This is a genomic window from Catellatospora sichuanensis, assembly GCF_007483665.1.
GTDB classification, from domain to species: domain Bacteria; phylum Actinomycetota; class Actinomycetes; order Mycobacteriales; family Micromonosporaceae; genus Catellatospora; species Catellatospora sichuanensis.
In genome coordinates this window covers 486,630-511,848 of record NZ_VIQO01000002.1, presented here as the reverse complement: position 1 = coordinate 511,848, position 25,219 = coordinate 486,630, and the positions used below count along the sequence as shown (strand labels likewise).

The window sequence follows — 25,219 nt, the reverse complement described above, 5'->3', positions numbered from 1 at the left end:
GCTGCGGGCGGTGACGGAGATAACCCGGGCCCGACCGTTGATCGCTACCGCGGTGTCGGGGGACTCGGGCAGGATGGCCGCGGAGGTAAAGACCGCAATGACCATCGAGCCTTACCGCAAGATCCTCGGACTCCCCGGCGTACGCGCGCTGATGCTGGTGGGGTTGGTGGCTCGGGTCCCGGTCATCGCCGCCGGCATCGTGCTGACGCTGCACGTCGTCAACACCATGCACCTCGGCTACGCCCAGGCCGGGCTCGTCGGCACCGCCTCCACCCTCGGCACCGCGATCGGCTCCCCGCTGGCCGGGCGTCTGATCGACCGGCACGGCCTGCGGCCGGTGCTCATCGTCACCACCGCCGCCCAGGCGCTGTTCTGGAGCATCGCCCCGCAGCTCAGCTATCACACCCTGCTGATCGGCGCGCTGGTCGCGGGCGTGCTCAGCCTGCCCGTGTTCAGCCTGGTCCGGCAGTGCATCGCCGCGCTCATCCCGGCCGACCAGCGCCGTCCCGGATTCGCCCTCGACTCCATGGCCGTCGAGATGTCGTACATGCTCGCCCCCGCGGCCGCCGTCGCCGCGGTCACCGCCTTCGGCAGCCGCCCCACCATGTACGCCGTCGGCATCGGCGTGGTCGGCGCGGGCCTCGCGCTGATCACTCTCGACCCGCCGACCCGGTCGGTCGCCGAGCAGGCGAACCCGCAGGCCGCGGTGCCTCGCCGACAGTGGCTGCGCCCGCGCCTGTTCGCACTGCTGTCGATCACCGCGGTACTGACGTTCGTGCTCACCGCCACCGACCTGACGCTCATCGCCACGCTCAAGGGCAGCGGCCAGGAAACCTGGATCGGCCTGGTCATCGCCGTGTGGTGCGGATACTCCCTGCTCGGCGGCTTCGTCTACGGTGCGCTGCACCGCAGCATCTCGCCCCTGCTGCTGGCCGCCGCCATGGGCGCGCTGACCATTCCGGTCGGCCTCGTCGGCGGCGGTTGGTGGTGGCTGCTGCTCGCGCTGATCCCGTCCGGCGTGCTGGCCGCGCCGTCACTGTCGGCCACCATCGACACGATGAGCCAGTGGGTGCCCTCCGCCGCCCGCGGTGAGGCGATGGGCCTGCACGGCACCGCGCTGACCGTCGGCGTCGCGGCGGGCGCGCCGTTCGCCGGAAGCATCATCGACGCGCACGGCCCCGGCTGGGCGTTCGCCGCCACCGGTGCCGCCGGCCTGCTGCTGACCGCCATCGCGCTCCCCTTCTGGCGCCTGGCGGGCGCGGGCAACCGCACGGCCGGAACGGCCCCGGTGGAGACGGCTTCGGCCGATCCGGTCGCGGAGGCGGCCTGGGACGGCGCGGTCATCGCCGACGCCGCGATCTCCGGAGCAGGCTCGACGGTGCCCGCGGCCGCCGACGCCACGACCACGGACGCCGCCCGCGCGACCGCCGCCCACCGCTGACCCGCCCGCGCGGGTCAGCCAGGTGGCGGCTGGCAGCGGGGGCACCAGTAGGTGATGCGCTCGCCGTCGCCGTCCTTGCTGATCGGGCCGTTGCAGCGGCGGCAGGGCTGGGCGCGGCGGCCGTACACATAGCTGGTCTCGCCGCGGCGCAGCGAGCCGGTGGTGGACTGGGTCCAGCGGCCCCGGTTGGCCGCCAGCAGCCGCTGGCCCAGCGTCACCATGCCGGGCAGGTCCGGCACGTCGCCGACCGGCGTCCACGGCCACACGCCGCGCAAGAACAGCAGCTCGCACTTGTAGAGGTTGCCGATCCCGGCGAGATTTCGCTGGTCGAGCAGCGCCTCGGCGGCCGGCCGCGCGGGGTCGGCGGACAGCCGGCGCACCGCCTCGTCGGGGTCCCAGTCCGGCCCCAGCAGGTCAGGGCCGAGGTGGCCGACCAGCTCCGGCTCCCGGGCGGTCGGCACGAGCTTGAGGTCGTGCAGGTGGTAGCCGACGGCGACCGACCTCGCGGTACGCAGCACGACCCGGATCAGATGCGCGGGCCGTCCCGTCCAGCGCTCGCCCGGGGCGTACACCCGCCAGGCGCCCTCCATCCGCAGGTGCGAGTGCAGGCTCAGCGCGCGGTCCTGCGGCGAGACCAGCCGCAGCAGCAGGTGCTTGCCCCGGCTCAGCGACTCGGCCACCCGGTAGCCCGCCAGGTCGACGGTGGCGAGCTGCGGCACCCGAAAGTCCGATCCGGTCAGCTCCGCGCCCGCCAGCCCGTCCCGCAGCACCTTGGCGGTGTTCCAGACGGTGTCCCCTTCCGGCATGGCTCCATCCTGCCCCACCGCCCCCGCCGCACCCCGCCGAGCCGCGGTGATCATGAGGTTAGGTGCACGACACGCCGTCGAACCTGCCCATAAGTTCATGATCACCGCGAAAGGAAGGGGCCCGGTCCGCGAAGCGGATCGGGCCCCTGACAGGCGGTGGAGGTCAGACCTCGTGGTCGCCGCCGTGGCGGCCGTGGGAGTAGCTGGGGGCCTCGATGACGGGGGCCTTGGTGCCGGTGCTGATGGCCAGGTGCGGGAACTTGGCGTCGAACGCGGGGCGCTCCGAGCGGATCCGCGGCATGCGGTCGAAGTTGCGCAGCGGCGGCGGGCAGCTGGTCGCCCACTCCAGCGAGTTGCCGTGGCCCCACGGGTCGTCGACGGTCACCAGCGGGCCGGTGCGGTACGACTTCCACACGTTGTAGAGGAACGGCAGCGTGGAGGCGCCCAGGATGAACGCGCCGATGGTGGAGAACGCGTTCAGGAACGTGAAGCCGTCCGACGGCAGGTAGTCGGCGTACCGGCGGGGCATGCCCTCGGCGCCCAGCCAGTGCTGCACCAGGAAGGTCCAGTTGAAGCCGATCACGGTCAGCCAGAAGTGGACCTTGCCGAGCTTCTCGTCGAGCATCCGGCCGAACATCTTCGGGAACCAGAAGTAGATGCCGGAGTACACGGCGAACACGATGGTGCCGAAGAGCACGTAGTGGAAGTGCGCGACGACGAAGTACGAGTCCGAGACGTGGAAGTCGATCGGCGGGCTGGCCAGCAGCACGCCCGACAGGCCGCCGAAGAGGAAGATCGCGAGGAAGCCGATCGCGAACAGCATCGGTGTCTCGAACGTGATCTGCCCTCGCCACATGGTGCCGATCCAGTTGAAGAACTTCATACCGGTGGGCACGGCGATCAGGAAGCTCAGGAACGAGAAGAACGGCAGCAGCACCTGGCCGGTGGCGAACATGTGGTGCGCCCACACGCTCATCGACAGGGCGGCGATCAGCAGGGTCGCGGCGACCAGACCGGTGTAACCGAAGATCGGCTTGCGGCTGAAGACCGGGATGACCTCGGAGATGATGCCGAAGAACGGCAACGCGACGATGTACACCTCGGGGTGGCCGAAGAACCAGAAGAGGTGCTGCCACAGCATGGGCCCGCCGGTGGCCGGGTCGAACACGTGCGCACCGAGGCGGCGGTCGGCCAGCAGGGCCAGCAGCGCGGCGGCCAGCAGCGGGAAGACCATGATCACGAGCAGGCTGGTGACCAGGATGTTCCACGTCATGATCGACATACGGAACATCGTCATGCCGGGCGCGCGCAGGGTGAGGATCGTCGTGATCATGTTGACCGCGCCGAGGATGGTGCCCAGACCCGACAGCACCAGGCCGGCGATCCACATGTCCGCGCCGACGCCGGGCGAGTTGATCGCGTCGTTCAGCGGCGCGTACGCGAACCAGCCGAAGTCGGCGGCGCCACCCGGCGTGATGAAGCCGGCGGTCGCCAGGCTCGCGCCGAACAGGTAGAGCCAGTACGCGAAGGAGTTCAGTCGCGGGAACGACACGTCCGGCGCGCCGATCTGGATCGGCACCACGAAGTTCGCGAACGCGAACACGATCGGCGTCGCGAAGAACAGCAGCATGATCGTGCCGTGCATGGTGAACAGCTGGTTGTACTGCTCCGGGGAGAGGTACTGCATCCCCGGCTGGGCCAGCTCCGCGCGCATGAACAGCGCCATCAGGCCGCCGATCAGGAAGAACACGAAGGCGGTGACCATGTACATGATCCCGATCTGCTTCGCATCCGTGGTGCGCAGCAGGCGCGCGATCGCGGAACCCTTGACCTGCTTGCGCACGGGGTAGGGCCGGGTCGCGATCGGCTGCGGTGCGACGGTGGTCACGTCTGGCCTCCTGTAGCTGGCCCGGCTGCTCGCGGCGCCCCATTCTCGCGCCGCCACCCGGATTGATCATTCGAGGCGTACCTCGGAGGCAGAATAATCCTTCGCAGGCGGCCCCGGAGCACGGGGTGCACCAGGCGCGCCGGACCATCTATCCGGATGGCCCGGCGCTGTGACGCCGGGCCATCCGCGATGGACGGTCCGCAGCTCAGCGAGTTCCGGCCGACAGGCCCACGTTGAACGCGATCGCGCCGGCCGCGACGGCGCCCAGGGCCAGCAGGATCACGCCCCAGGCGATGAGCCGGTCGGCGGCGTTGATGCGGTGCAGCCAGCGCGAGAACCTGTTGCCGTTGGTGGTGGCGGTCCCGCCCAGGGGGTCCGTCCCGACCGGGGTGCCGGCCGGGTCGGGGGTGAGCGTCTTGACCACGGTGACCGTGGCTCCGGCCAGGACGAGCAGGGTGCCCAGCACGGCCAGCAGGCCGGCGATCCATTCCTTCATGATCATCCTCCCCAGCAGGGATGTCGCCGGTCGGGGTGCCGGCGAACGACTCAGGTTAGACCTGCTCCGCACTCGGCGATGCACCGCGGACGTGAGATCGTTTGAGGTATGGCGAAGAAGCCCCCACGCGACGATGTCGGTGACCGGAATCTCACTGTGCGCGGCCCCAAGGCCGCGGCGGCGGGTCTGCCGGGGGTGGGGCACGGCCTGGCCGCCGCGGTGAACCAGATGGGCGTCCGCCGTACCGCGCTCACGCTGCTCAAGGTGAACCAGGCCGGCGGCTTCGACTGCCCCGGCTGCGCCTGGCCGGAGCCCTCGCCCGAGCACCGCCCGCACGCCGAGTTCTGCGAGAACGGGGCCAAGGCGGTGGCCGAGGAGGCCACCCTGCGCCGGATCACGCCCGAGTTCTTCGCCGCCCACTCCGTGGCCGAGCTGGCCGAGCGCAGCGACTACTGGCTGGGCCAGCAGGGCCGGCTGACCACCCCGATGGTCAAGCACCCGGGCGCGACGCACTTCCGGCCGCTCGGCTGGGAGCAGGCGTTCGCGCTGGCCGCCGAGCACCTCAAGGCGATCGAGCCGGACCAGGCGCTGTTCTACACCTCGGGGCGCACCTCGAACGAGGCCGCGTTCCTGTACCAGCTGTTCGCGCGGGCGTACGGGACCAACAACCTGCCCGACTGCAGCAACATGTGCCACGAGTCGTCGGGCGTGGCGCTGGGCGCGACCATCGGCATGGGCAAGGGCTCGGTCACCCTCGACGACGTCCACGACGCGAAGCTGATCGTGGTGGTCGGCCAGAACCCGGGCACCAACCACCCGCGCATGCTCACCGCGCTGGAGAAGGCCAAGCAGCGCGGCGCGAAGATCATCTCGATCAACCCGCTGCCCGAGGCCGGGCTGATGCGCTTCAAGAACCCGCAGAAGGTCGGCGGCCTCATGGGCTCCGGCACCGCGCTGGCCGACCTGCACCTGCCGGTCCGGGTCGGCGGCGACCTGGCCCTGTTCCAGGCGATCGGGGCGCTGCTGGTGGAGTGGGGAGCCGTCGATGAGGCGTTCGTCACGGCGTACACCTCAGGGTTCGAGGGTTATGCCGCCGCGGTGCGCGAGGTGGACGCCGAGCTGGTGGCCCGCGCGACCGGCCTGACCGCCGACGAGATCGAGGCCGCGGCGCGCCTGTTCGCCGCGTCCGAGGCGACCGTGGTCTGCTGGGCCATGGGCCTCACCCAGGGACGGGACGCGGTGGCCACCATCCAGGAAGTCGTCAACGTGCAGCTGCTGCGCGGCATGATCGGCAAGCCCGGCGCGGGCCTGTGCCCGGTGCGCGGGCACTCCAACGTGCAGGGCGACCGCACCATGGGCATCTGGCACGAGCCGCCGACCTGGCTCGCCGGGCTGGGCGACCGGCTGGGCCTGGCGATGCCCACCCGGCGCGGGCACGACACGGTCGAGGCGATCCGGGCCATGCGCGACGGGCACGCGAAGGTGTTCGTGGCGGTCGGCGGCAACTTCGCCGCGGCCAGCCCCGACACCGACGTCACCGAGGCCGCGCTGCGCCGGTGCACGCTCACCGCGCACGTGTCCACCAAGCTCAACCGCTCGCACGTGGTCACCGCGGACGAGCAGACCGTGCTGATCCTGCCCTGCCTGGGCCGCACCGAGCGGGACATCCAGGCCGCCGGGGACCAGTTCGTCACCGTCGAGGACTCCATGTCGAACGTGCACGCCTCGCAGGGCCGCCTCGACCCGGCCTCGCCCATGCTGCGCTCCGAGGTCGCCATCGTGTGCGGGCTGGCCCGCGCGGTGCTGCCGGACTCGACGATCCCGTGGGAGTCGTACGCGCAGGACTACCGCGCGATCCGGGCGCTGATCGAGCAGACCGTGCCCGGGTTCGACGACTTCGAGGCGAAGGTGCGCACCAAGGCCGGGTTCACCCTGCCGCACCCGCCCCGCGACAGCCGCAGCTTCCCCACCCCGGACGGCAGAGCGCGGTTCACCGTCAGCCCGCTCGAGGTGCTGACCGTGCCCGCCGGCCGCCTGCTGCTGCAGACGGTACGCAGCCACGACCAGTACAACACCACCATCTACGGCCTCGACGACCGTTACCGCGGCGTCAAGGCGGGCCGCCGGGTGGTCTTCGTCAACCCCGACGACCTGGCCGAGCTCGGCATCGCCGACGGGTCGACCGTCGACCTCGTCTCCGAGTGGGCCGACGGGGAACGGCGCGCGCCGCGGTTCCGGGTCATCGGATACCCGACCGTGCGCGGCTGCGCGGCCGCCTACTTCCCCGAGGCGAACGTGCTGGTGCCGCTGGACTCCACCGCGACCGGGTCGAACACGCCGACCTCGAAGCAGATCATCGTGCGGCTGCAGCCCGTCTGATGGGCCGAGCCAGCGACCGCAGGCAGGTGACCCGCATCGACCTCGGCGGGTCCGCCGCCGTACGCCGTGCCGACACCCTGGCCGCCGAGGAACCCCTGGAGATCCGCGTCGGCCACCGCACCGGCCCCCGCCCGCCCCTCGCCGTCACCATGCGCACCCCCGGCGACGAACTGGACCTCGCCCTCGGCTTCCTCCTCACCGAGGGCGTCGTCACCGCCCCCGCCGACGTCCTCACCGCGCAACTCTGCGCCGGCCAGAGCGAGCCGTCGAACACCTACAACGTCGTCGACGTGGTGCTCGCCGACCACGTGCCGCCGCCGGCCGCCGGGACCGAGCGCAACTTCTACACCACGTCCTCGTGCGGGGTGTGCGGCAAGGCCAGCATCGACGCCATCCGGACCCGCTCGCCGCACGACGTGAGCGCCGATCCGGTCACCGTCGACGCCCGGACCCTGACCCTGCTGCCGGACCGGTTGCGGGCCGCCCAGCGCACCTTCGAGCGCACCGGCGGGCTGCACGCGGCGGGCCTGTTCACGGCCGCGGGCGAGCTGGTCGCGATACGCGAGGACGTCGGCCGGCACAACGCGGTCGACAAGCTCGTCGGCGCTCAGCTGCGGGCCGGGCTGCTGCCACTGGCCGGGCACGTGCTGCTGGTGTCGGGCCGGGCCAGCTTCGAGCTGACCCAGAAGGCCTGGATGGCGGGCATCAGCGTGCTGGCTGCCGTGTCCGCGCCCAGCACGCTCGCCGTCGACCTCGCCGCCGAGGCGGGCATGACCCTGGTCGGCTTCCTGCGCGGCCAGACCATGAACGTGTACGCAGGCCCGCAGCGCATCGTGCCCTGATCAGGCTAGGGGCGGAGAGCGTGGGAGTGGTGGTAGTCGCCGTCGGGCGCGACGCGCCAGCTGTGCAGGGGGCCGTCGGCGACGAGGGCGGTGGTGGCGGTGAGGCGGCACAGGCGGGTGGCGAGTTCGAGCTCGCTGACCCCGGTCGCGCGGGCCAGGGAGTCGCCGGCGCTGAGCTCGCAGCCGTAGTCCGGGTCGCCCGCGTCGGGGTTGATCCACACCGTGGCGCGCACGTCGGCGGCGCCCATCAGGTCCTCGGCGGTGCCGGTGAAGACATCCGCCGGGTCCAGCCCGTACGCCTCGTGCAGCGCCTGCCGCAGCGCGGGCACCGGCGTCCCGGACGCGAAGGACACGCTGTAACTCGCCCGGCCGTCCTGCGCGGCCTGCCACACCTGGTCGATCGCCCTTCGCAGGTACGCCGCGACACCCTCGGGCTGCATGTTCAGCTCCCCGATCGCCTCCTCCGTGAACGGCACCCGCACCACGTCGTACGTGCCCTTGACCGGGTCGCCGAACTCCTCGCCATAGCGGTTCGCGGCGTCCATCGAGACCAGCCGGCACGCGAATAGGTGCTGGCGCTGCCAGAGGCCGTCCTCGCGCTGCGTGTCGACGAAGGTCAGCGGCACCGGTGCGGTGACCACCGCCCGCAGCTCCTCGTCGAGCTCACGGTAGAGCGCGGCGAGCAGGTTGGCGTCGTGCTTGTCCACGCCGCCGCCGGGCGTCGCCCAGTAGCGCCGCGGCACGCCGGGGCGGGTCCGTTCGAAGAGGATCATGTCGTCGCCGTCGAGAAGTACGGCGCGCACACGATGACGGTCGGGCACGGCAACCATGTCACCAGCCTCGTCGCCCGTGACGCCTTTGTCGACCGGAAGGCCGATTCCGCCGCCCGTCCGGGTAAGCCGCTCCCCCGCATACCGGCCCCACGAGAAACATGATTGAGTCTCGCCAAGCACGCGCGGTGCTGATATATGTGAGTGCCGTAAACCCCGGGTCACAGGAGGTGGTCATCATGGTGAGCTCAGCCGACCCCTCCGCGGGGGAGGAAGAGACCATCAACATGCTGTTCCACCTCTCGCGGCGCTCGCAGGCGATGGTCGACCGGCTGATCAGCTGTCTCGACCGGATGGAGCAGGTCGAGCCGGACGCGGACCGCATGAAGGACGTCTTCGAACTCGACTTCCTCGCCATCCGCATGCGGCGCAACGACGAGAGCCTGCTGGTGCTGGCCGGCGGCGAGTCCGCCCGGATCCGGCGCGAGCCGGTCTCCCTGGTGGACGTGCTGCACGGGGCCCGGTCCGAGGTCGAGGACTTCCGCCGGATCGAGTTCGGCGTCATCGACGAGGGTCTGGTGGTGGTCGCGCCGGCCGTGAACGACCTGGTGCACCTGCTGGCGGAGCTGTTCGACAACGCGGCCGCGTTCTCCCCGCCGGACAGCACGGTGCTGGTCGAGGCGCGCCGGGTGGCCGACCGGGCGGTGCTGCTGATCGAGGACCGCGGCATCGGCATCGGTGCCGAGCGGCTGCGCGAGTTGAACCACCGGCTCGCCCACCCGAGCCCGGTGACGGCCGCGATGTGCCGGCAGATGGGCATCGAGGTGGTCAGCCGCCTCGCCCAGCGCCACGAGATGCGCGTCGAGCTGGAGCCCGTCGGCGACCGCGGCATCGCCGCCTCCGTCGTCCTGCCCGCCCACGCCCTCGTCAACTGACCCGCCCGCCGCAAGAGCGTGGCGCGCCGCGCCAAGATCTGCCGACTTGCCCGGAAGGTGGGCGAATGGGCAGCCAAGATACGCACATGCGCCCGGCACGTCAGGCGATCTTGGCGGGCCTGCCGCGCCGCGGGTGACGGTGGGTAGGGGCGTCGGAAAACTCGCTGGGCCGATCCGGGAGAATGGGGACCATCTCGCTTCTCTTGGAAGGACGTGCCGATCGTGGCCGCAACCCCGGAGGCCGACTGGGTCTCCCGCTTCGCTGACGAGGTCATCGCCGAGGCAGAGCGTCGCGCTCCGGGCAAACCGATCGTCTGCGCGTCCGGCCTGAGCCCGTCGGGCCCGATCCACCTGGGCAACCTGCGCGAGGTGATGACCCCGCACCTGGTCGCCGACGAGATCCGGCGCCGTGGGCACGAGGTCGTGCACATCATCAGCTGGGACGACTACGACCGCTACCGCAAGGTGCCGGCGGGCATCGACGAGTCCTGGGCCGAGCACATCGGCAAGCCGCTGACCTCGGTACCGGCCCCGGCGGGCAGCGCGTACCCGAACTGGGCGGAGCACTTCAAGGCCTCGATGATCGAGTCGCTGGCGCAGCTGGGCGTGGAGTACCGCGGCATCAGCCAGACCGAGATGTACACCTCGGGGGCGTACCAGGAGCAGATCCTGCTGGCCATGCGCGAGCGCGCCAAGATCGACGCGGTGCTGGACCGCTACCGCACCAAGGGGCGCACCGGTTCGGGCGCACCGCAGCAGGGCAAGCTCGACGAGGACGAGGCCGCCGCGGCGCAGGAGGCCGCGGAGGGCTCCGGCGCGGCCGCCGAGGACGACGGCACGGGCGCGGCGGGCTATTTCCCGTACAAGCCGTACTGCTCGGTCTGCGAGCGCGACCTGACCACGGTGGTGGCCTACGACGACGATTCGACCGAACTGACCTACACCTGCCAGTGCGGGCACACCGAGACGGTGCTGCTGTCCGAGCACCACCGCGGCAAGCTGGTGTGGAAGGTCGACTGGCCGATGCGCTGGGCGTACGAGGGCGTGGTGTTCGAGCCGTCCGGCGTGGACCACTCCTCCCCCGGCTCGTCGTTCCAGGTCGGCGGCCAGATCGTCGGCGAGGTGTTCGGCGGGCAGCAGCCGATCGGCCCGATGTACGCCTTCGTCGGCATCTCCGGCATGTCGAAGATGAGCAGCTCGAAGGGTGGCGTGCCGACCCCGGCCGACGCCCTGCAGATCATGGAGCCGCCGCTGCTGCGCTGGCTCTACGCGCGCCGGCGCCCGAACCAGGCGTTCAAGGTCGCCTTCGACCAGGAGATCCAGCGCCTCTACGACGAGTGGGACACCCTGGGCCGCAAGGTGGCCGAGGGCACCGCGAACGCGGCCGACACCGCCGCGTACAGCCGGGCCGCCGGCACCGCCGCGGGCCCGCTCCCGGTGACGCCGCACCCGCTGCCCTACCGCACGCTGGCCTCGATCGTGGACATCACCACCGGCGACCCGGAGCAGACCCTGCGCATCCTGCGCGACCTGGACCCGGCCGACCCGGTGGGCTCGCTCGACGAGACCCGCCCGCGCCTGGACCGCGCCCAGCACTGGATCACCACCCAGGTCCCCGCCGAGCAGCGCACCCGCGTCCTCGCCGAGCCCGACGCCACCCTGCTGGCCAAGGTCGACGACGACCAGCGCGAATCCCTGCGCCTCCTGCTGGCCGGCCTCGACGACCACTGGTCCCTCGAGGGCCTGACCACCCTGGTCTACGGCGTCCCCAAAACCCGCCTCGGCCTTCCCCTGGACGTCAAGCCGACGCCCGAACTCAAGGTCGCCCAACGCGAGTTCTTCGCCCTCCTCTACCACCTCCTGGTAGGCCGCGACACCGGCCCGCGCCTGCCCACCCTGCTCCTGGCCGTGGGCCCGGACCAGGTCCGCAGACTCCTCACGTCCTGACCAGCCGCCGCCCTCACGCCCCGCCGTCTCAGGCCGGGCGGAAGCGGCGGCCCGGCAGAACCTCTCGTGGTGCCGTGCTCGTTTCGGGACGCTTTGGCGTCCCGAAACGAGCACGGCGCCGCAGGACCATGGACCCGAGGTCGCGACGGGCCGAGCGGGGCGGGGGGTGGCACGGCGTGACGCGGGAGTGCCCGGATCAAGGCTCCAGGAGGCCGGCGCGTAGGCGGGTCACGTAGGCGTCGTCGATGCCGAGGCGCTGTTCGGCGTAGCCGCGCAGGGAACCGTGGTGCTCCTTGGCCCAGGCCAGGAACAGGATCATCACGTCGACGGGGGCGCGGCCGTAGCCGGGCCAGGTCGGCGGGACGCCCATCAGGGCGGTGATGTCCGCGATCAGGCCCGTGGTGGCCAGTTCGGTGAGGGCGAAGTCCTCGACGATGGCCTCGTCGGGCACGTCGAGCAGGGTCAGCACCAGGGCGGCGAGCAGGCCGGTGCGGTCCTTGCCGGAGGCGCAGTGGAACACGACGGGCGAGTTCTCGGCGGCGACGATCACGTCCAGCGCCTGCCGCAACTCCACCACCCCGTCCTGCGCGACCTCGGCGTACTTGCCCGCGAGGAACGGCCCGGTGGCCACCTCCGGACCCAGCTCTGCCTGCCGGTAGGGCCGGTGCTCCACGCTGAGGTTGTGATACGCCAGCCCGTCGTGCTCGCGCACCCGCCCGCGACGGGCGATCTCGAACGGGTACCGCAGGTCGATCACGGTCTTGACACCCAGCTCGAGGAAACGTTCCCAGTCACCGTCGTCCATCTTGGACAACGCATCGGACCGGTATAGCCGCCCCCAACGCACGGTGCGGCCCTCGAATCCCTGGTAGCCGCCCAGATCCCGGAAGTTGTGCAGGCGCGAGAACACGATGTGTCTGTCCACGGAAGCACGCTAGCCCAGCCTGATCGCCTAGCCGAAGCGGTTGAAAACCACAATCTACTCAAACCGGCAATATCGCTATACAGTCATCCACAGCCGCGGCAACACCTGCACGTCATCGCCAGGAAAACGTCAGGAGACGGTGATGCAAGCGTTTGCCCTGCCCGACTTCTACCTGCCCCACCCGGCGCGGCTGAACCCGCACGAGCAGCACGCCCGGGACCACTCGAACGCCTGGGCCAAGCAGATGGGGATGCTCGACGCCCCCGGGCCGTCCGGCGAACCGGTGTGGGACCTGGAGAAACTGAGCAAGCACGACTACGCGCTGATGTGCGCGTACACCCATCCCGACTGTGACGAGACGGCGCTGGACCTGGTCACCGACTGGTACGTCTGGGTCTTCTTCTTCGACGACCACTTCCTCGAGTCGTTCAAGTACGACCGCGACCTCGCCGGGGCGCAGGAGTACCTGGACCGGCTGGAACTGTTCATGACCGAGCCGGGCCAGACTGCCCCGGAGCCGCAAAACCCGGCCGAGGCGGGTCTGGCGGACCTGTGGGCGCGCACCGTCCCGCACATGTCCGACGGGTGGCGCAGGCGCTTCACGGCCAGCACGCACAACCTGATGGTCGAGTCGATGTGGGAGCTGGACAACATCTCCCGGCACCGGATCGCCAACCCGATCGAGTACATCGAGATGCGGCGGCGGGTCGGCGGCGCGCCCTGGTCGGCGAACCTGGTCGAGTACGCCTGCGGGGCCGAGGTGCCCGACCGGCTGGCCGGGCTGCGGCCGCTGCAGGTGCTGCGGGACACCTTCGCCGACGCGGTGCACCTGCGCAACGACCTGTTCTCGTACCAGCGGGAGGTGGCCGAGGAGGGCGAGAACTCCAACGCGGTGCTGGTGCTGGAGAAGTTCCTCGACGTGCCCACCCAGCGGGCCGGCGACCTGGTCGGCGAGCTGCTCACCTCGCGCCTGCACCAGTTCGAGCACACCGCGCTGACCGAGCTGCCGGTGATGTACGCCGAGCACGCGGTCACCCCGCCGGAGCAGCTCGCGGTGGCCCTGTATGCGAAGGGGCTGCAGGACTGGCAGTCGGGCGGGCACGAGTGGCACGCGCGGTCCAGCCGGTACACGAAGATCACGCCCCGGGCCGAGGGACCCGCCGCGGTGCTGGCCCCGGGCCTGTCCACGCTGTTCGGGCAGTACGCCCACCTGCCGCTCGGCCGGCAGCCGGGCCACCTGCCGGTGCCCGCGCTGCACATGCCGTACCGGCCGCGCACCAGCCCGCACCTGGCCCGGGCCCGGCGGCAGACCGTGGCCTGGGGCCGCGACATGGGCATGCTCGACCCGGTGCCGGGCACCGGCGTGCACGGACTGTGGGACGAACAGGCGCTGGCCGGGTTCGACTTCCCGCACTGCGCCGCGATGATCCATGCCGACGCGGCACCGGAGGAGCTGGCGGTGTCCTCGAACTGGCTCACCTGGGGCACCTATGGCGACGACCTGTTCCCGGTGCAGTTCGGCCGCACCCGGGACTTCCTCGGCGCGAAGGCGGCCAACGCCCGGCTGGCGCTGTTCATGCCGCTGGACGGCGAGCCGGTCCCGGAACCGGCGAACCCGCTCGAACGCGGGCTGGCCGACCTCTGGCGGCGCACCGCGGGGCCGATGGCGCCGGTCGCGCGGGCGCGCTTCCGCAAGGCGGTCGAGGACATGACCGCGTCGTGGGTGTGGGAGCTGGCCAACCAGATGCAGAACCGGGTGCCCGACCCGGTGGACTACGTGGAGATGCGCCGGGCCACCTTCGGCTCCGACATGACCATGAGCCTGTGCCGGCTGGCCCACGCCGGCCAGGTGCCCGACGAGATATACGAGCACCGGGTGATGCAGCAGCTGGAGCACGCGGCGCAGGACTACTCGTGCTTCACCAACGACCTGTTCTCGTACCAGAAGGAGATCGAGTACGAGGACGAGATCCACAATCTGGTGTTCGTGCTGGAGCGCTTCCTGGGCTGTGACCGGTTCGCCGCCCGTGACCTGGTCGCGCGGCTGATGACCGAGCGCATGCGGCAGTTCGAGCACATCGTCTCGGTGGAGCTGCCGGCCATGTTCGACCAGCTGGGGCTGGACGAGGAGGTCCGGCGGCGGTTGACCGCGTACGCCGATCAGCTCAAGGACTGGATGTCGGGCATCCTGCGCTGGCACGAGGAGTGCGTGCGGTACTCCGCCGCCAGCATGTCGCTGCGCAGTCCCGGCATGTCCGGGCACGCACCCGCGATCCTGCCGCTGCCGTCGGGGCTGGGCACCTCGGCGGTGCGCGTGCTCGAACTGCTCGGCGCAGCGGGCGCGCACTGAGCCTCGCCCGGCGCACACTCGTGGCGCCGCATCCGGATCACCTCCGGATGCGGCGCCACCGTGCGCTCGGCCCCACCGGCGAGCTGCAAGCTGTGCCCGAAGCATTCAATGTATCGATGTTAATGGATTGTTTCAAGGCATCGCATCATATCGATATCTGACAGTCTATCGATCTATGGCCACGCTTAGTGTATCGGTGGTCGTCGAAGCGTGACTATCGGCGGCCATACCCGTCCCCTAGATCGGAGGCCCCTGGTGGTCCGACTCGTCCGTGTCGCACTCACCGCAATGCTGGTGCTCGGCGGCACCCTGATCGCCGCCGCACCGGCGAACGCGGCGGTGCTCGACGTGCAGTGCACCTCGCCGAGCAGCACCAACACCCTCACGTTCACCCCGCCGCTGACGCTGGTGAACCAGCCCACCGTCGTGGCCCGCAACACGACGTACAAGCCGTGTCGCGCGCCGCGCTGGCCCAACCTCGTCTCCGGCCTGGAGACCAAGACGATCACCATGCTCGACGACTGCACCATGGTGCTCGGCACACTGACCGTGAACTTCACGATCACCTGGAACACCGGCCAGACCACCACGGTCAACGCCGTACGCACCGCCTCGCTGTCCGGCTCGAGCCTCGTGGTGACCTTCAACGGCACCGTGACCGCCGGACTCTTCCTCGGCAGCAACGTCAACCAGGTGTTCGTCGGCTCCGGGGTCGACCTCATCAACTGCCTCGCCGGGCGGGGCGCGGTGAAGAGCATCGTGTCCCGGGTGAACCTGGTCATCTCGCACTGACACCCGCACCGGGGCCGTGCCGGCCGCAGCCCGAACCGCCGCCACGGCCCCACCCCGCCCACCGGACACCTCGCGCCCCCACGGATCACGCCGGCACTCGTACCGTGAGCAACATGCCCGAACCGACGGTCCGCAGCCGGTGGCAGAACGCCGCCATGGCGGCGGCCATGCTGGCGATGGGGATGGCCGGCGCACTGGGCTGCTTCATCGAGATCAGCCGGATCGCGCCGGATTCGACGCTCACCGCCCTGGCAGCCGCGACCGCGGCGGCGGCCTGCGCCACGGCCGGCTCGACGCTCGCCGTACGGGCGGTGCGGAGCGGCGTCACCGCCGAGCGGGACGTCCTCGTGATACGCGGCATGCTGAGCACGCGGCACGTCCCCCGCGCGGACGTTATCGCGGTGCCGGTCGTCGAGGCGCCCAACGGCCGCGGCGGCACCTACTTCACACCGGTGATCGTCTACCGGGCCGACCCGAAGCCGCCGGGCCGCGCAGCGCGGCGCGAGCTGCTCACCGCGGTCGGAGTGCCGGCCGAGGCCCAGACCGCGTCCGTGTTCCTGCTCCGGCTCGCGTCGCTGTCGGAGCGCGGCGCGCAGCGGCACGCCGACCGCATCCTGGTGATGGCCACCCGTGCCCCTTGAGCCCGGACAAAGAAAAACGCCCAGGTCTTTCGACCTGGGCGTTCATTCGGTGGAGCCGAGGGGACTCGAACCCCTGACCCCCACACTGCCAGTGTGGTGCGCTACCAGCTGCGCCACGGCCCCTTGTTCCTGGTAAATCCCCGTTTGGCGTTTCCGCCGCCCGGGCACCTGCGAAATATTACACGGCCCTGCTCCCCGCGCAAAAACGGGTATCCCCGCGAGTTGACCAGGCAGCGACACCCGACGCGACGATCGATCATGAATTCGGATTCATGATCGGCCGGAACGCGCCCCGGTCAGTTGAGGGAGACGTCGGGCGGGAAGTTGGCCACCGCGGCGGTCATGCCGCCCTGGCGGCGCAGCACCAGCGACCACAGCTCCTCCGGCTGGGTGCGGAACGGATCGCTGGGCAGGGCCTCGAACACCAGCCAGGCGTTCTCCTCGATCTCCTGCTCCAGCTGCCCGGCGCCCCACCCGGCATAGCCGTGGTAGACGCGCACGCACTCCAGCCGCTGGCCGACCCGCGCGGGGTCGCGACTGAGGTCCACCGTGCCGATCTGCCCCATCACCCGGCTGAAGCCGACGAAACCCGCCACGCCCGCGCGGGCACGGGCCACGCAGATCGCCGAGTCCGTGCCGACCGGGCCGCCCTCGAAGAGCACACCCGGCTCGCGCAGCAGCGGCTCCCAGCCCGGCAGGATGTCGCCCACCAGCGCCTCGGTGGGCCGGTTCAGCACCACCCCGAGTGCCCCGTCGGCCTCGTGGGCCAGGACGAAGACGACCGTACGTTCGAAGTTGGGGTCCCGGAGCGAGGGCATGGCAACCAGCAGGTGCCCGGTCAGTGACTCCACTGCGTGCCGCCCCGTGCCCTTCCCCGCATTGTCGTGCCGCGTGGTGTGCGGCTCTCCCGACGCCATGAATGGCACCCTATCCGTCCGGAGGCGGCGCGGTCAGGGTCTCGGCACGGCTTGTGCGGCAAACTTGCCCGACCCGGTGACAAGGACCGTTCTGACCTGCGCCCAATGGGTTACATGAGAGCTGTTCGACACGCCGCTAGAATTCGCGGGTGATTCTTACCGGCACCGTGACCCCCGACCGGCCGCTCATCGTCGTCGCGCTGCCGGAGGAGGCCGCGCATCTGGACACCGCACACCCGGTGCTGCTGACCGGCGTGGGCAAGGTCTGCGCCACGCTCGCGGTGTCGCGTGTGCTGGCCGCGGGCGTGCTGCCGCGCGAGATCGTGAACCTGGGCACCGCCGGTGCGCTGCGCCCCGGCCTGGCCGGCATCCACGAGATCAGCCGGGTGGTGCAGCACGACTTCGACACCGTCACCATCCACGCGCTGACCGGCCGCACGTTCGGCGGCCCGCTCGACCTGGCAGGTGCCGGGCCGGTGCTGGCCACAGGTGACGTGTTCGTCTCCGACCCGGTGCTGCGGGCGGCCCTGGCCGAGCACGCCGACCTGGTCGACATGGAGGGCTACGCCGTCGCGGCGGCAGCGGACGTGTACGGCGTGCCGGTGCGGATGGTCAAGCAGGTCAGCGACGAGGCGGATGGCGAGGCCGTCACCGGCTGGGCCGAGTCCGTCGACGCGTGCGCCCGCATCCTCGCCGCCTGGCTGACCGACTGGCAGGACACCGCCGGCGTGCGCTGACGCGGCGGAGCACGGGTCAGGTTTCCCCACCGAGGTCGACGCCGTACGCCTGGTGCAGCACGTCGGCCGTGCGCTGGCGGTAGGCGGTCAGCCGCTGTGCGAGCTGGTCCTCGGCGTGCTGGTCGGCGGCCCTTGACGTCACCGCGTCCAGCAGCGCGCGGCGATCGGACTCCAGCGCCTGCACGCTGTGTGTCAGCCGCGGGGCGTCCGCGATCACGTCGCCGAGTCGGCCTGAGGGGCCCAGCACGGCGTTCGACAGCTCGTCCAGTGAATCGGTGGCCATACCTCACCCCCGGACCGCGAAACGTCCTTGGGTTCGATGGTCACGCGGTGGAGGCCCGAAGTCCATACCTTTGCCCAGGTTTGAACGTACGTTCAGTCGGTCATTAGTGCAGCGATCAGGGCATATGCGGCGAACGGCCCCGGTCCTCGTGGACCGGGGCCGTTCGCTGTCTGGTGGAGGTGCCGGGAATCGAACCCGGGTCCATCGCCGGTTTGACAGGGCTTCTCCGAGCGCAGCTCACTATGCCTCTACTCGACCCCACCGATCACGTGAGCAAGACGGTGTGACGGGCCCAGTCGCGATTGATCTCGCCTCAGCAGCCCCGCGACGGGACTGAATCGGCCAGCCTACTAACTGATGCCGGTACACGGGCCGTAGGCACTCCCGGACCGACAGACTTGCTACTCGCCTCAGGCGGCGAGAGCGAAGTCGCGCTTGACGTTAGTCTTGGCGCTTATAGTTTTCCGACGATGATTTTCGAGACAACGTCGGCTTCCTCGGCTCGCTTCTCCTGCCGCGACGTACGATGTCGAAACCTGTCACCCCCTGGTCGCGCGTGAGCGCACGCACGGTGACGATCACCGCGCCTGTAAAGAGTAACGTCCGGGACGGCCAAAGTCATTCCGGTATCGGTCAACTTCCCGTGCAGGCGATCCCGTCCACGGTGCAAGCGGTGATCGCCTGGCCGAGGGCCAGCAGTGCCGGAAAGCGGATGATGAAGGTCACCGATCCGTTCGCGGCCACCGTGCGGGCCGGGCCGACCGGCGTCACGGTGACCTTCGTGCCGTCCTGCGTGAAGTTCACCGCCGAGGTGGATCGGTTCTCCACCGCCCGGTCGGCCGGCATGGTCAATACGACGGTCCAGTTCTCCCGAGGGGTCGTGCCGGGATTGCGCACCGTCACCTCGGTGTCGAAGCCGCCGAGCCCGAGCAGCGCGATCGTGCGGTAGTTCGCCGTCAGCGGCATGCCCGTCGGCGGCGAGGCGGTCGCCTCCACCAGTGGCGAGGCGCCGGGCGATCCGGACACCCCCGGCTGGGGTGAATTCCCGGGCGCGCCCTGCCGCGGGCTGCCGGAGGCAGCCGCCGCGGGGTCCGTCGCGATCACGCCCGGCTGCACGCCGGAGCCCAGCCCGTACACCGGTTCGGTGTCGGCGCCGGGCGCGCCGCCGCTGTTACCGCCGATCATCACGGCCACCGCGGTGCTGATCAGCACCACCAGCACCACCGCACCGGCCAGCGAGAGCAGCCGCAGCCGCTTCGAGCCGCCCGCGGACGGCAGCTGTGCCGGCGCCGGGTCGAGCGCGACCGTCTCCCGCCGGCGCGGGATCGCGGTGTGCAGGTCCGCCCGCACCCCGCCCAGGTCGACCTCCCCGGAGGCGAGCCGGTCCAGGGCCGCGGGCAGCTGGTCGCCGAACATGAACTGGTACGACCGGCGCAGCTCGCGCCGCCGCTGGGTGCCGTCGACCCCGAAGAACCCCGTTTGCAGCACGGTCAGCCGGCAACCGGCCTCCGTATCGGCCAGCGACCAGTCGACCTCGGTGTGCGTATGGTCGTCGCGCCAGTGCATGGCCAGCCGTTCCTGCGCCGACACCGCCACCACGTCCAGATCGAACGGTGTCGCGAGCCCGGCGAGGCCCGGCGGCGGAAAGGCGCGGAAGGTGTCCCCCGCGGTCGGCGCCAGATCGGTGGGCACGAACCACTCGCGCAGCAGTCGCTGCTCGGTGAGCGCCCGCCAGACCCTGGCCCGGGGATGGGAGAGATCGACGTCGAGTCGCAGCTCGGTCACGGACCGACTATAGGGTCGTCCCACGACCCGCGACATCCCCGAAATCGACCATGGTCACGACACGGGTGTCCGTTGCCGGACAGACACGCTACCGGTTCGTGCAGCTCACGCCCTCGACGACGCAGCCTTCCGGCCTGGTCGCCCCGGACGGATCACCCACCTGGAAGGCGAACACGAAGTCCTTTCCCGCGGGCAGGCGGCGATGCACGTCCTGCGGGGTGAAGGTCACCCGCGGGCCGTCCTGGCGGAAGTCGATGCGGTCCCACGCGCTGGTCACCTCGGCTCCCGCGGGCAGGGTGACGGCGGCCGTCCAGCCCTCCGACACGGCGGCGGGCCGGATGGTGATCTCGCCGATGTAACCGCCGCTCCAGGTCTCCAGTGTCCGGTACGAGACGGCCGGGGCGGAGACGGCGGCCTCGGTCGGACCGGGGCCGCTCGGTGCGGACGCTGCCGCCGCCGGGGAGGCCGCCGCCGGCGCGCTCGGCGAAGCGGCCGGGCTCGCGGAGCGCACCCCCGGCGAGGGTGTCTCGGACTCACCCGCCTGCACCCCGGACCAGGGGCCGCGAGCGCTGCCGATCGGGTCTGCCGCTGGGCCGGGTGAGCGCAGCACCAGCGTCGCCACCGCGGTGACCGCCAGCACGGTGAGCACCATCGCGCCCGCCGCCGACAGCAGCCGCAGCCGCCGGTCCACCGGCATGTGGAACACCCTGCCCAGCAGCCCGCCGACGATCGGCGCGTCGTCCCCGTCCGGGTCGGCCGGGAGGTCCGGACCGGAACCCGCCGCGAGCGGCGCGCCCGGGTCGAGGTCCGTGGCCCGCGCACGCGGGTCAGGGCTCGCTGCAGGCGGTGTACTCGGGCCGAGGTCCACGGTGGGTCGATCGCCCGGTGCGAGGCCCGCAGTGGACGCCCCAGCGGTCTGCCCGGCGTGCCCTGTCGCCACGGACATGGTCGCCACGGCCGTGGGCCGTCGGGGCATGTCGGCGGCGTCGTAGATGTCCTTGCTGCGCCGACGGCGGGCCGGCAGCGCCTCCTGCTCCTGCCGGGCCAGCAGCGCGGGGAGCCGCTGCTCGAACATGGTCGCGTAGGCCCGTTGCAGCTCGGCGCGGCGCACCTGGCCGGCGATGCCGAGGAAACCGGTCTGGCTCACCCGCAGTCGGCTGCCGCCCGCGACGGTCGACAGCTCCCAGACCACGTCGGCATGCAGCTGCTCACCGCGCCAGCGCAGCGCCAGGCGGGTCGGGCCGACCACCTCGATCACGTCCATGTCGAACGGCGCGGTGAACCCCGGCAGATCGCCTCCGGGGTAGGCGCGGTACACGCCACCCGGCACGGGCATGAGGTCGGTCTGCAGGAACCACTCGCCGAGCAGCCTGCGATCGGTCAGCGCCTGCCACACCAGCTCCACGGGGTAAGGGAGCTCCACCTCGAGCCGCAGCACGGTCACCGGCCGAATATAGAGCCGGTCCGGCCGAACCGCCGCCCGGTTTAGGGCGGAGTTAAGCCACTGCTCAGTCAGCCTGGCACGGGACGCCGTCGACCGTACAGGTGACCTTGAAGTCGGCCTCCCCCCGCCGGCCGAGGAAACCGAAGGTGACCGATGCGCCAGGAGCGAGGTCGCCGCGTTCGGGAGTGAAGACCCAGACGCCGTCCTGACCTGACCGGTCGGCCTCCCAGTCGCCGTCGACGGTGCTGCCCGCCGGCAGCTGGATGCGTACCTTCCAGGCCAGCGGGGTGGAGCCGGCGTTGCGCACCCGTACGGCGATCACGTATCCGCCGCCCCAGGCGTTCACGTCGTAGGTCGCCGAGGCGGCGCCGGCGGCCGGCGGCGCGACAGCGGGCGGGCGCGACGGCCGGGGACCGCTGCTGCCGGGAGCCGGGCTCGCGACCGGGGAGGCCGACGCGGAGGCGCTCGGACGCGCGGGTGCGACCTCGGGCGGAGGGGCGGCGCTGGGCGTCATCACGCCGAAGCCGTCGGTGAAGCCGGCACCCGACTTGGACGGTCCGCCGCTCGGCAGCGTCAGCGACGGCTGCGGTGCGGGTTTCGCGAGGGCCCAGGCTGCCGCGCCCGACACCAGCAGGCACATGGTCGCGACACCGATCACCAGCGGCTGCCGTCCGATCCGGCGCCGGGCAGGTTCGTCCGCAGGCTGCCGCTCGGACCCTCGCGCGGCGGGTTCCACCGCCGCCGGGTCCTCGACCGCACGCGGCAGCAGGGTGGTCTCGTCGTCCTCGTGCAGCCGATGCTTGCTCACGAACCGCGAGGCTACCGCCCCGACGCTCGCGTCCGCGATCGGCCATCCGACTGTGCCATGGCGACCGCCGTCTCGAGTGCGGCTGCCATGGCGGCCGGATGCGGCCGGTGTGCGACGTCACTCCTGGCCGGCGCTGGCCCTAGCGCATGCCCTTGGCGCGGCGGCCGAGCTCACGGCTGATCTCCCGGTCGGAGTCCCGCTTGGCGATGTCCTGGCGCTTGTCGTAGGTCTTCTTACCGCGCGCCAGCCCGATCTCGACCTTGGCCCAGCCGTCCTTGAAGTACATGGACAGCGGGATCATGGTCAGGCCGCCCTCGCGGGTCTTGGTGAGCAGGTGAATGATCTCCTTCTGCTTGAGCAGCAGCTTGCGGGTACGCCGCGGCGCGTGGTTGGTCCACGTGCCCATGGCGTACTCCGGAATGTGCAGCGCGTGCAGGTAGATCTCCCCGTCACGTTCCTGGCCGAACGCGTCGACCAGCGACGCCCGCCCGGCCCGCAGCGACTTCACCTCGGTGCCCATCAGGGCGATACCCGCCTCGAAGGTCTCGAGGATGGTGTAGTCGTGGTACGCCTTGCGGTTCGACGCGATGACCTTGCGGCCCTTCTCCCGCGGCATGACGGCCCTCCTCTCCTCGATCACGGCAACCCGACAATGCTACCGATGACCAAGACCGAACCGCGATCGAGATAGCGCCTCACCCCGCGACCGCGAAGGCGGACGCCGGCAGCACAGGTCAGCAGAGGCAGCCGGGGAGCCAGGTGAGGGGTTGGACGGGGTTGCCGTTCTGGCGGACCTCGAAGTGGAGGTGGTAGCCGGTGGAGGCGCCGGTGGTGCCGACGCGGCCGATGAGCTGGCCGCCGCGGATCTTGTCGCCGACCTTCACCAGGATCTTCGACTGGTGGGCGTAGCAGGTGGAGATCACCTTGCCGCCGGACTTGCCATGGGTGAGGCAGGTGTAGTTGCCGTATCCGCCGAGCCAGCCGGCGCTGCTGACCGTGCCGCCCGCCGCCGCGAAGATGGGCTGGCCGCCGCCCGCGGCGATGTCGACCCCGGCATGCAACTGCCAGACGCCGTAGTACGGGTCGAAGCGGTTGCCGAAGTCACTGGACTTCCAGCCCTTCGTCGGCATGAGGAACTTCGCCCCGGGGCGAAGGATCGGCACGAACTTGCCGTACTGCCCCTCCCAGACCCGCAGTTCGTCGGCGATGCGCTCGCTCTGCTCCTTGACCTCCTGGTAGTGCCGCTGGACCTCGGCCTTCTCGGCCTTCGCCGCCTCCATCGCCTTCTTCTGCCGCGCCGCGAGCGTGTCGAGGTCGCGGCGTGCCTGCTCGGCGTCCTGGCGCGCCTTCTCCGCGGCCAGCAGGGCGGCGCGGGCGATGCGGGCCGCGTCGGCGGCTTCCCGGCGCTTCAGCTCGGCCTCGCTGGTGATCTGCTTCGAGGCCCGGCGGGCGGCGACGAAGCCGTCGATCGCGTCGCGCCGGATGCGGGCGATCTGTTCGATGTAGTTGCCGCGGTCGAGGAACTCCTGCGGCCGGGTGGCTGCCATGAGCACGTTGAACTCGGTGAGGTTGGAGCCGTGCAGGGTGGCCACGGCGAACCGGGCGAACCGGTCCCGGCCCTCCTGGACCTGCCGGACCGAGGCCTGGTACGCCTGGTCGGTGACGGCCCAGGCGGCGGTGGCCTGGTCGGCGCGCCGCTGGGCGGATGCCGCCTTGGTCTCGGCGACCACCACGGCCGACCGGGTCTTGGCGATCCGTTCCTGGGCGGCGGGCATGGCCGCGTTGGCCTCGGCGAGTTCCGTGGCGGCGGTACGCGCCTTGGCGGACAGCGCCTCCAGCAGCGCTCCGGTCTTGGCCAGTTCGGCGTCGACGCGCTTCTTGTCCTGCTTGAGGTCGTCGGGGGCAGCGTGCGCCGGCAGGCCGACCGTTACCGCGGTCAGCAGGGCGCACACCACCTGTACGAATCGCCAGCGCACGGGACCTCCCTCGCCTGTCCCGATCACCCTACTGCCGACATATGCCCTGATTCCAGGCAAAACCGACATTCAACCAGGGTGGCGCAGAAAAGGTGACGGCCCGCCCCCGAAGGGACGGGCCGTCGACGTGCGTCGCCGCGACTAGACGCGGATGTAGAAGCGCAGGGTCACCCAGGCGGTGACGGCGCTGACCACCGAGCCGATGCCCGCCAGGATCGGCAGCATCAGGTTGACATTGCCCCAGCTCACCGGTAGCAGCAGGTCGGTCAGCGCGGCCAGCTTGCCGTCGATCAGCACGACCTTGCCGACGACCAGCATCACCCAGGCCAGGATCGAGCCCAGCAGGGCGGCGAAGACCGCCTCGAGCACGAACGGCGCCTGGATGAACCAGTTCGACGCGCCGACCAGCTTCATGACCGCGACCTCGCGCCGCTTGCTGTACGCGGCGACCTGGATGGTGTTGGCGACCAGCAGCAGTGCGGCAAGGCCCATGAAGCCCGCGACGACCAGCGACAGGTTCTGGATGGAGCCGAGGATGTCGAAGATCTTCTGCAGCAGCTTCTGCTGGTCCACGACCGTGTCTACGCCGGGCAGGCCGGCGTAGGTGGCGTTGATCTGGTCGAACTTCTTCGGGTCGTGCAGCGCGACCCGGAACGACTCCGGCAGCTCGTCCGCGCCGATCGCGTTGACCAGGTCGGGGGCGTCGCGGAACTGCGCCTTGAAGTTCTCGTACGCCATCTCCTTGGTCTCCCAGAGCACGTTCTTGACCAAGGGGTCGCTGTCGAGCTTCGACTTGATGTCGGACCGCTCCGCGTCCTGGATCGACTTCTCCAGGTAGATGGAGACCTCGACCTGCTCGTAGTAGTGGCCCTTCATCTCGTCGACCTGCATGTACATCAGCAGGCTGGCGCCGAGCATGGAGAGCGACACGATCATCGTAATGATCATGGCGATGGTCATCGTGACGTTGCGCCACAGCCCGACCAGCATTTCGGCCAGGACATACTTCGCACGCATCGGGGGAAATCCTCCGGGGGAGACGGTCAAGTCGTCAGGG

At 70.9% G+C, this 25,219-nt stretch carries 22 protein-coding genes, 1 tRNA gene and 1 other RNA gene; 9 read left to right on the top strand and 15 right to left on the bottom strand.

The genetic code is table 11. From position 1 onward, the window contains the following. Nucleotides 1-97 precede the first annotated feature (97 nt). Nucleotides 98-1,441 carry an MFS transporter gene (locus tag FLL47_RS19925; protein WP_144122017.1) on the top strand — a complete coding sequence of 448 codons (1,344 nt, stop codon included), beginning with the start codon at nucleotides 98-100 and terminating at the stop codon, nucleotides 1,439-1,441. A gap of 14 nt (nucleotides 1,442-1,455) precedes the next feature. Here the strand turns inward: FLL47_RS19925 and FLL47_RS19920 are convergent, their stop codons facing one another. The 3 genes from FLL47_RS19920 to FLL47_RS19910 form a co-directional block, all read right to left on the bottom strand. Then, nucleotides 1,456-2,247, bottom strand: a complete 792-nt coding sequence (locus tag FLL47_RS19920) for a DNA-formamidopyrimidine glycosylase family protein (RefSeq protein WP_144122016.1) — start codon at nucleotides 2,245-2,247, stop codon at nucleotides 1,456-1,458. 163 nt (nucleotides 2,248-2,410) lie between these two features. Beyond that, complete coding sequence (gene ctaD / locus FLL47_RS19915) at nucleotides 2,411-4,135, bottom strand: aa3-type cytochrome oxidase subunit I (protein ID WP_144122015.1); 1,725 nt, start codon at nucleotides 4,133-4,135, stop codon at nucleotides 2,411-2,413. A 205-nt stretch (nucleotides 4,136-4,340) separates the two neighbouring features. Continuing rightward, entirely contained in the window at nucleotides 4,341-4,631 is a 291-nt protein-coding gene (locus tag FLL47_RS19910; RefSeq protein ID WP_144122014.1) for a hypothetical protein, read from the bottom strand. Between the two features lie 108 nt (nucleotides 4,632-4,739). Here FLL47_RS19910 and FLL47_RS19905 point away from each other — a divergent pair, with 108 nt between their 5' ends. Both FLL47_RS19905 and fdhD read left to right on the top strand, forming a co-directional pair. Continuing rightward, a complete protein-coding gene (locus FLL47_RS19905; RefSeq protein WP_144122013.1) occupies nucleotides 4,740-7,010 on the top strand; it encodes an FdhF/YdeP family oxidoreductase in 2,271 nt (756 codons plus the stop codon). After that, nucleotides 7,010-7,852 carry a formate dehydrogenase accessory sulfurtransferase FdhD gene (fdhD, locus tag FLL47_RS19900; protein WP_144122012.1) on the top strand — a complete coding sequence of 281 codons (843 nt, stop codon included), beginning with the start codon at nucleotides 7,010-7,012 and terminating at the stop codon, nucleotides 7,850-7,852. Before FLL47_RS19905 ends, fdhD begins: the two co-directional genes overlap by 1 nt. Nucleotides 7,853-7,857: 5 nt before the next feature. Here the strand turns inward: fdhD and FLL47_RS19895 are convergent, their stop codons facing one another. Further along, complete coding sequence (locus tag FLL47_RS19895; RefSeq protein WP_222106115.1) at nucleotides 7,858-8,655, bottom strand: NUDIX domain-containing protein; 798 nt, start codon at nucleotides 8,653-8,655, stop codon at nucleotides 7,858-7,860. 206 nt (nucleotides 8,656-8,861) lie between these two features. On the opposite strand from FLL47_RS19895, the gene FLL47_RS19890 reads away from it, so the two are divergent. Beyond that, nucleotides 8,862-9,557, top strand: a complete 696-nt coding sequence (locus FLL47_RS19890) for a sensor histidine kinase (RefSeq protein WP_425457728.1) — start codon at nucleotides 8,862-8,864, stop codon at nucleotides 9,555-9,557. A gap of 222 nt (nucleotides 9,558-9,779) precedes the next feature. Further along, nucleotides 9,780-11,504, top strand: a complete 1,725-nt coding sequence (gene lysS, locus FLL47_RS19885; RefSeq protein WP_222106114.1) for a lysine--tRNA ligase — start codon at nucleotides 9,780-9,782, stop codon at nucleotides 11,502-11,504. Between the two features lie 196 nt (nucleotides 11,505-11,700). On the opposite strand, the gene FLL47_RS19880 is transcribed toward lysS, so the two are convergent. Continuing rightward, nucleotides 11,701-12,429: a tyrosine-protein phosphatase gene (locus FLL47_RS19880; RefSeq protein WP_144122008.1), complete on the bottom strand. Its 729-nt coding sequence runs from the start codon at nucleotides 12,427-12,429 to the stop codon at nucleotides 11,701-11,703. A gap of 142 nt (nucleotides 12,430-12,571) precedes the next feature. Between FLL47_RS19880 and FLL47_RS19875 the strand changes: the two genes are divergently transcribed. The 3 genes from FLL47_RS19875 to FLL47_RS19865 all read left to right on the top strand — a co-directional run bounded on the left by FLL47_RS19875 (nucleotide 12,572) and on the right by FLL47_RS19865 (nucleotide 16,212). Next, complete coding sequence (locus FLL47_RS19875) at nucleotides 12,572-14,779, top strand: terpene synthase family protein (RefSeq protein ID WP_144122007.1); 2,208 nt, start codon at nucleotides 12,572-12,574, stop codon at nucleotides 14,777-14,779. A gap of 255 nt (nucleotides 14,780-15,034) precedes the next feature. Beyond that, nucleotides 15,035-15,571 carry a hypothetical protein gene (locus FLL47_RS19870; protein WP_144122006.1) on the top strand — a complete coding sequence of 179 codons (537 nt, stop codon included), beginning with the start codon at nucleotides 15,035-15,037 and terminating at the stop codon, nucleotides 15,569-15,571. A 113-nt stretch (nucleotides 15,572-15,684) separates the two neighbouring features. Continuing rightward, entirely contained in the window at nucleotides 15,685-16,212 is a 528-nt protein-coding gene (locus FLL47_RS19865) for a hypothetical protein (protein ID WP_144122005.1), read from the top strand. A gap of 50 nt (nucleotides 16,213-16,262) precedes the next feature. Here FLL47_RS19865 and FLL47_RS19860 read toward each other — a convergent pair. Together FLL47_RS19860 and FLL47_RS19855 are read right to left on the bottom strand one after the other, a co-directional pair. Next, nucleotides 16,263-16,335, bottom strand: a tRNA-Ala gene (locus FLL47_RS19860). 173 nt (nucleotides 16,336-16,508) lie between these two features. Next, nucleotides 16,509-17,129 (bottom strand): YqgE/AlgH family protein, encoded by a 621-nt coding sequence (locus FLL47_RS19855; protein WP_144122004.1) that lies wholly within the window; start codon nucleotides 17,127-17,129, stop codon nucleotides 16,509-16,511. 149 nt (nucleotides 17,130-17,278) lie between these two features. On the opposite strand from FLL47_RS19855, the gene FLL47_RS19850 reads away from it, so the two are divergent. Continuing rightward, nucleotides 17,279-17,866, top strand: a complete 588-nt coding sequence (locus FLL47_RS19850; RefSeq protein ID WP_144122003.1) for a nucleosidase — start codon at nucleotides 17,279-17,281, stop codon at nucleotides 17,864-17,866. 16 nt (nucleotides 17,867-17,882) lie between these two features. Here FLL47_RS19850 and FLL47_RS19845 read toward each other — a convergent pair whose 3' ends face one another. The 8 genes from FLL47_RS19845 to ftsX form a co-directional block, all read right to left on the bottom strand. After that, entirely contained in the window at nucleotides 17,883-18,149 is a 267-nt protein-coding gene (locus FLL47_RS19845) for a hypothetical protein (protein ID WP_144122002.1), read from the bottom strand. A 171-nt stretch (nucleotides 18,150-18,320) separates the two neighbouring features. Further along, nucleotides 18,321-18,696: a transfer-messenger RNA gene (gene ssrA, locus FLL47_RS19840) on the bottom strand. 86 nt (nucleotides 18,697-18,782) lie between these two features. Further along, on the bottom strand, nucleotides 18,783-19,934 hold the full coding sequence (locus FLL47_RS19835) for an SRPBCC domain-containing protein (RefSeq protein WP_186315799.1): 1,152 nt from the start codon (nucleotides 19,932-19,934) through the stop codon (nucleotides 18,783-18,785). An 88-nt stretch (nucleotides 19,935-20,022) separates the two neighbouring features. Beyond that, nucleotides 20,023-21,378 carry an SRPBCC domain-containing protein gene (locus tag FLL47_RS19830; RefSeq protein WP_144122000.1) on the bottom strand — a complete coding sequence of 452 codons (1,356 nt, stop codon included), beginning with the start codon at nucleotides 21,376-21,378 and terminating at the stop codon, nucleotides 20,023-20,025. 64 nt (nucleotides 21,379-21,442) lie between these two features. Further along, nucleotides 21,443-22,186 carry a cellulose binding domain-containing protein gene (locus FLL47_RS19825; protein ID WP_144121999.1) on the bottom strand — a complete coding sequence of 248 codons (744 nt, stop codon included), beginning with the start codon at nucleotides 22,184-22,186 and terminating at the stop codon, nucleotides 21,443-21,445. Nucleotides 22,187-22,325: 139 nt separating this feature from the next. Further along, nucleotides 22,326-22,802: an SsrA-binding protein SmpB gene (gene smpB / locus FLL47_RS19820; RefSeq protein WP_144121998.1), complete on the bottom strand. Its 477-nt coding sequence runs from the start codon at nucleotides 22,800-22,802 to the stop codon at nucleotides 22,326-22,328. A gap of 118 nt (nucleotides 22,803-22,920) precedes the next feature. Next, nucleotides 22,921-24,162, bottom strand: a complete 1,242-nt coding sequence (locus FLL47_RS19815; RefSeq protein ID WP_144121997.1) for a M23 family metallopeptidase — start codon at nucleotides 24,160-24,162, stop codon at nucleotides 22,921-22,923. Nucleotides 24,163-24,303: 141 nt separating this feature from the next. Continuing rightward, nucleotides 24,304-25,179, bottom strand: a complete 876-nt coding sequence (gene ftsX, locus FLL47_RS19810) for a permease-like cell division protein FtsX (protein ID WP_144121996.1) — start codon at nucleotides 25,177-25,179, stop codon at nucleotides 24,304-24,306. Nucleotides 25,180-25,219: the final 40 nt, after the last annotated feature.

Bases quoted from the DNA above. Each gene is read 5' to 3' on its own strand.
- FLL47_RS19925 (WP_144122017.1), top strand. From the start codon at position 98: ATGACCATCGAGCCTTACCGCAAGATCCTCGGACTCCCCGGCGTACGC.
- FLL47_RS19920 (WP_144122016.1), bottom strand. From the start codon at position 2,247: ATGCCGGAAGGGGACACCGTCTGGAACACCGCCAAGGTGCTGCGGGAC.
- FLL47_RS19910 (WP_144122014.1), bottom strand. From the start codon at position 4,631: ATGAAGGAATGGATCGCCGGCCTGCTGGCCGTGCTGGGCACCCTGCTC.
- FLL47_RS19905 (WP_144122013.1), top strand. From the start codon at position 4,740: ATGGCGAAGAAGCCCCCACGCGACGATGTCGGTGACCGGAATCTCACT.
- fdhD (WP_144122012.1), top strand. From the start codon at position 7,010: ATGGGCCGAGCCAGCGACCGCAGGCAGGTGACCCGCATCGACCTCGGC.
- FLL47_RS19890 (WP_425457728.1), top strand. From the start codon at position 8,862: ATGGTGAGCTCAGCCGACCCCTCCGCGGGGGAGGAAGAGACCATCAAC.
- FLL47_RS19875 (WP_144122007.1), top strand. From the start codon at position 12,572: ATGCAAGCGTTTGCCCTGCCCGACTTCTACCTGCCCCACCCGGCGCGG.
- FLL47_RS19865 (WP_144122005.1), top strand. From the start codon at position 15,685: ATGCCCGAACCGACGGTCCGCAGCCGGTGGCAGAACGCCGCCATGGCG.
- FLL47_RS19855 (WP_144122004.1), bottom strand. From the start codon at position 17,129: ATGGCGTCGGGAGAGCCGCACACCACGCGGCACGACAATGCGGGGAAG.
- FLL47_RS19845 (WP_144122002.1), bottom strand. From the start codon at position 18,149: ATGGCCACCGATTCACTGGACGAGCTGTCGAACGCCGTGCTGGGCCCC.
- smpB (WP_144121998.1), bottom strand. From the start codon at position 22,802: ATGCCGCGGGAGAAGGGCCGCAAGGTCATCGCGTCGAACCGCAAGGCG.
- ftsX (WP_144121996.1), bottom strand. From the start codon at position 25,179: ATGCGTGCGAAGTATGTCCTGGCCGAAATGCTGGTCGGGCTGTGGCGC.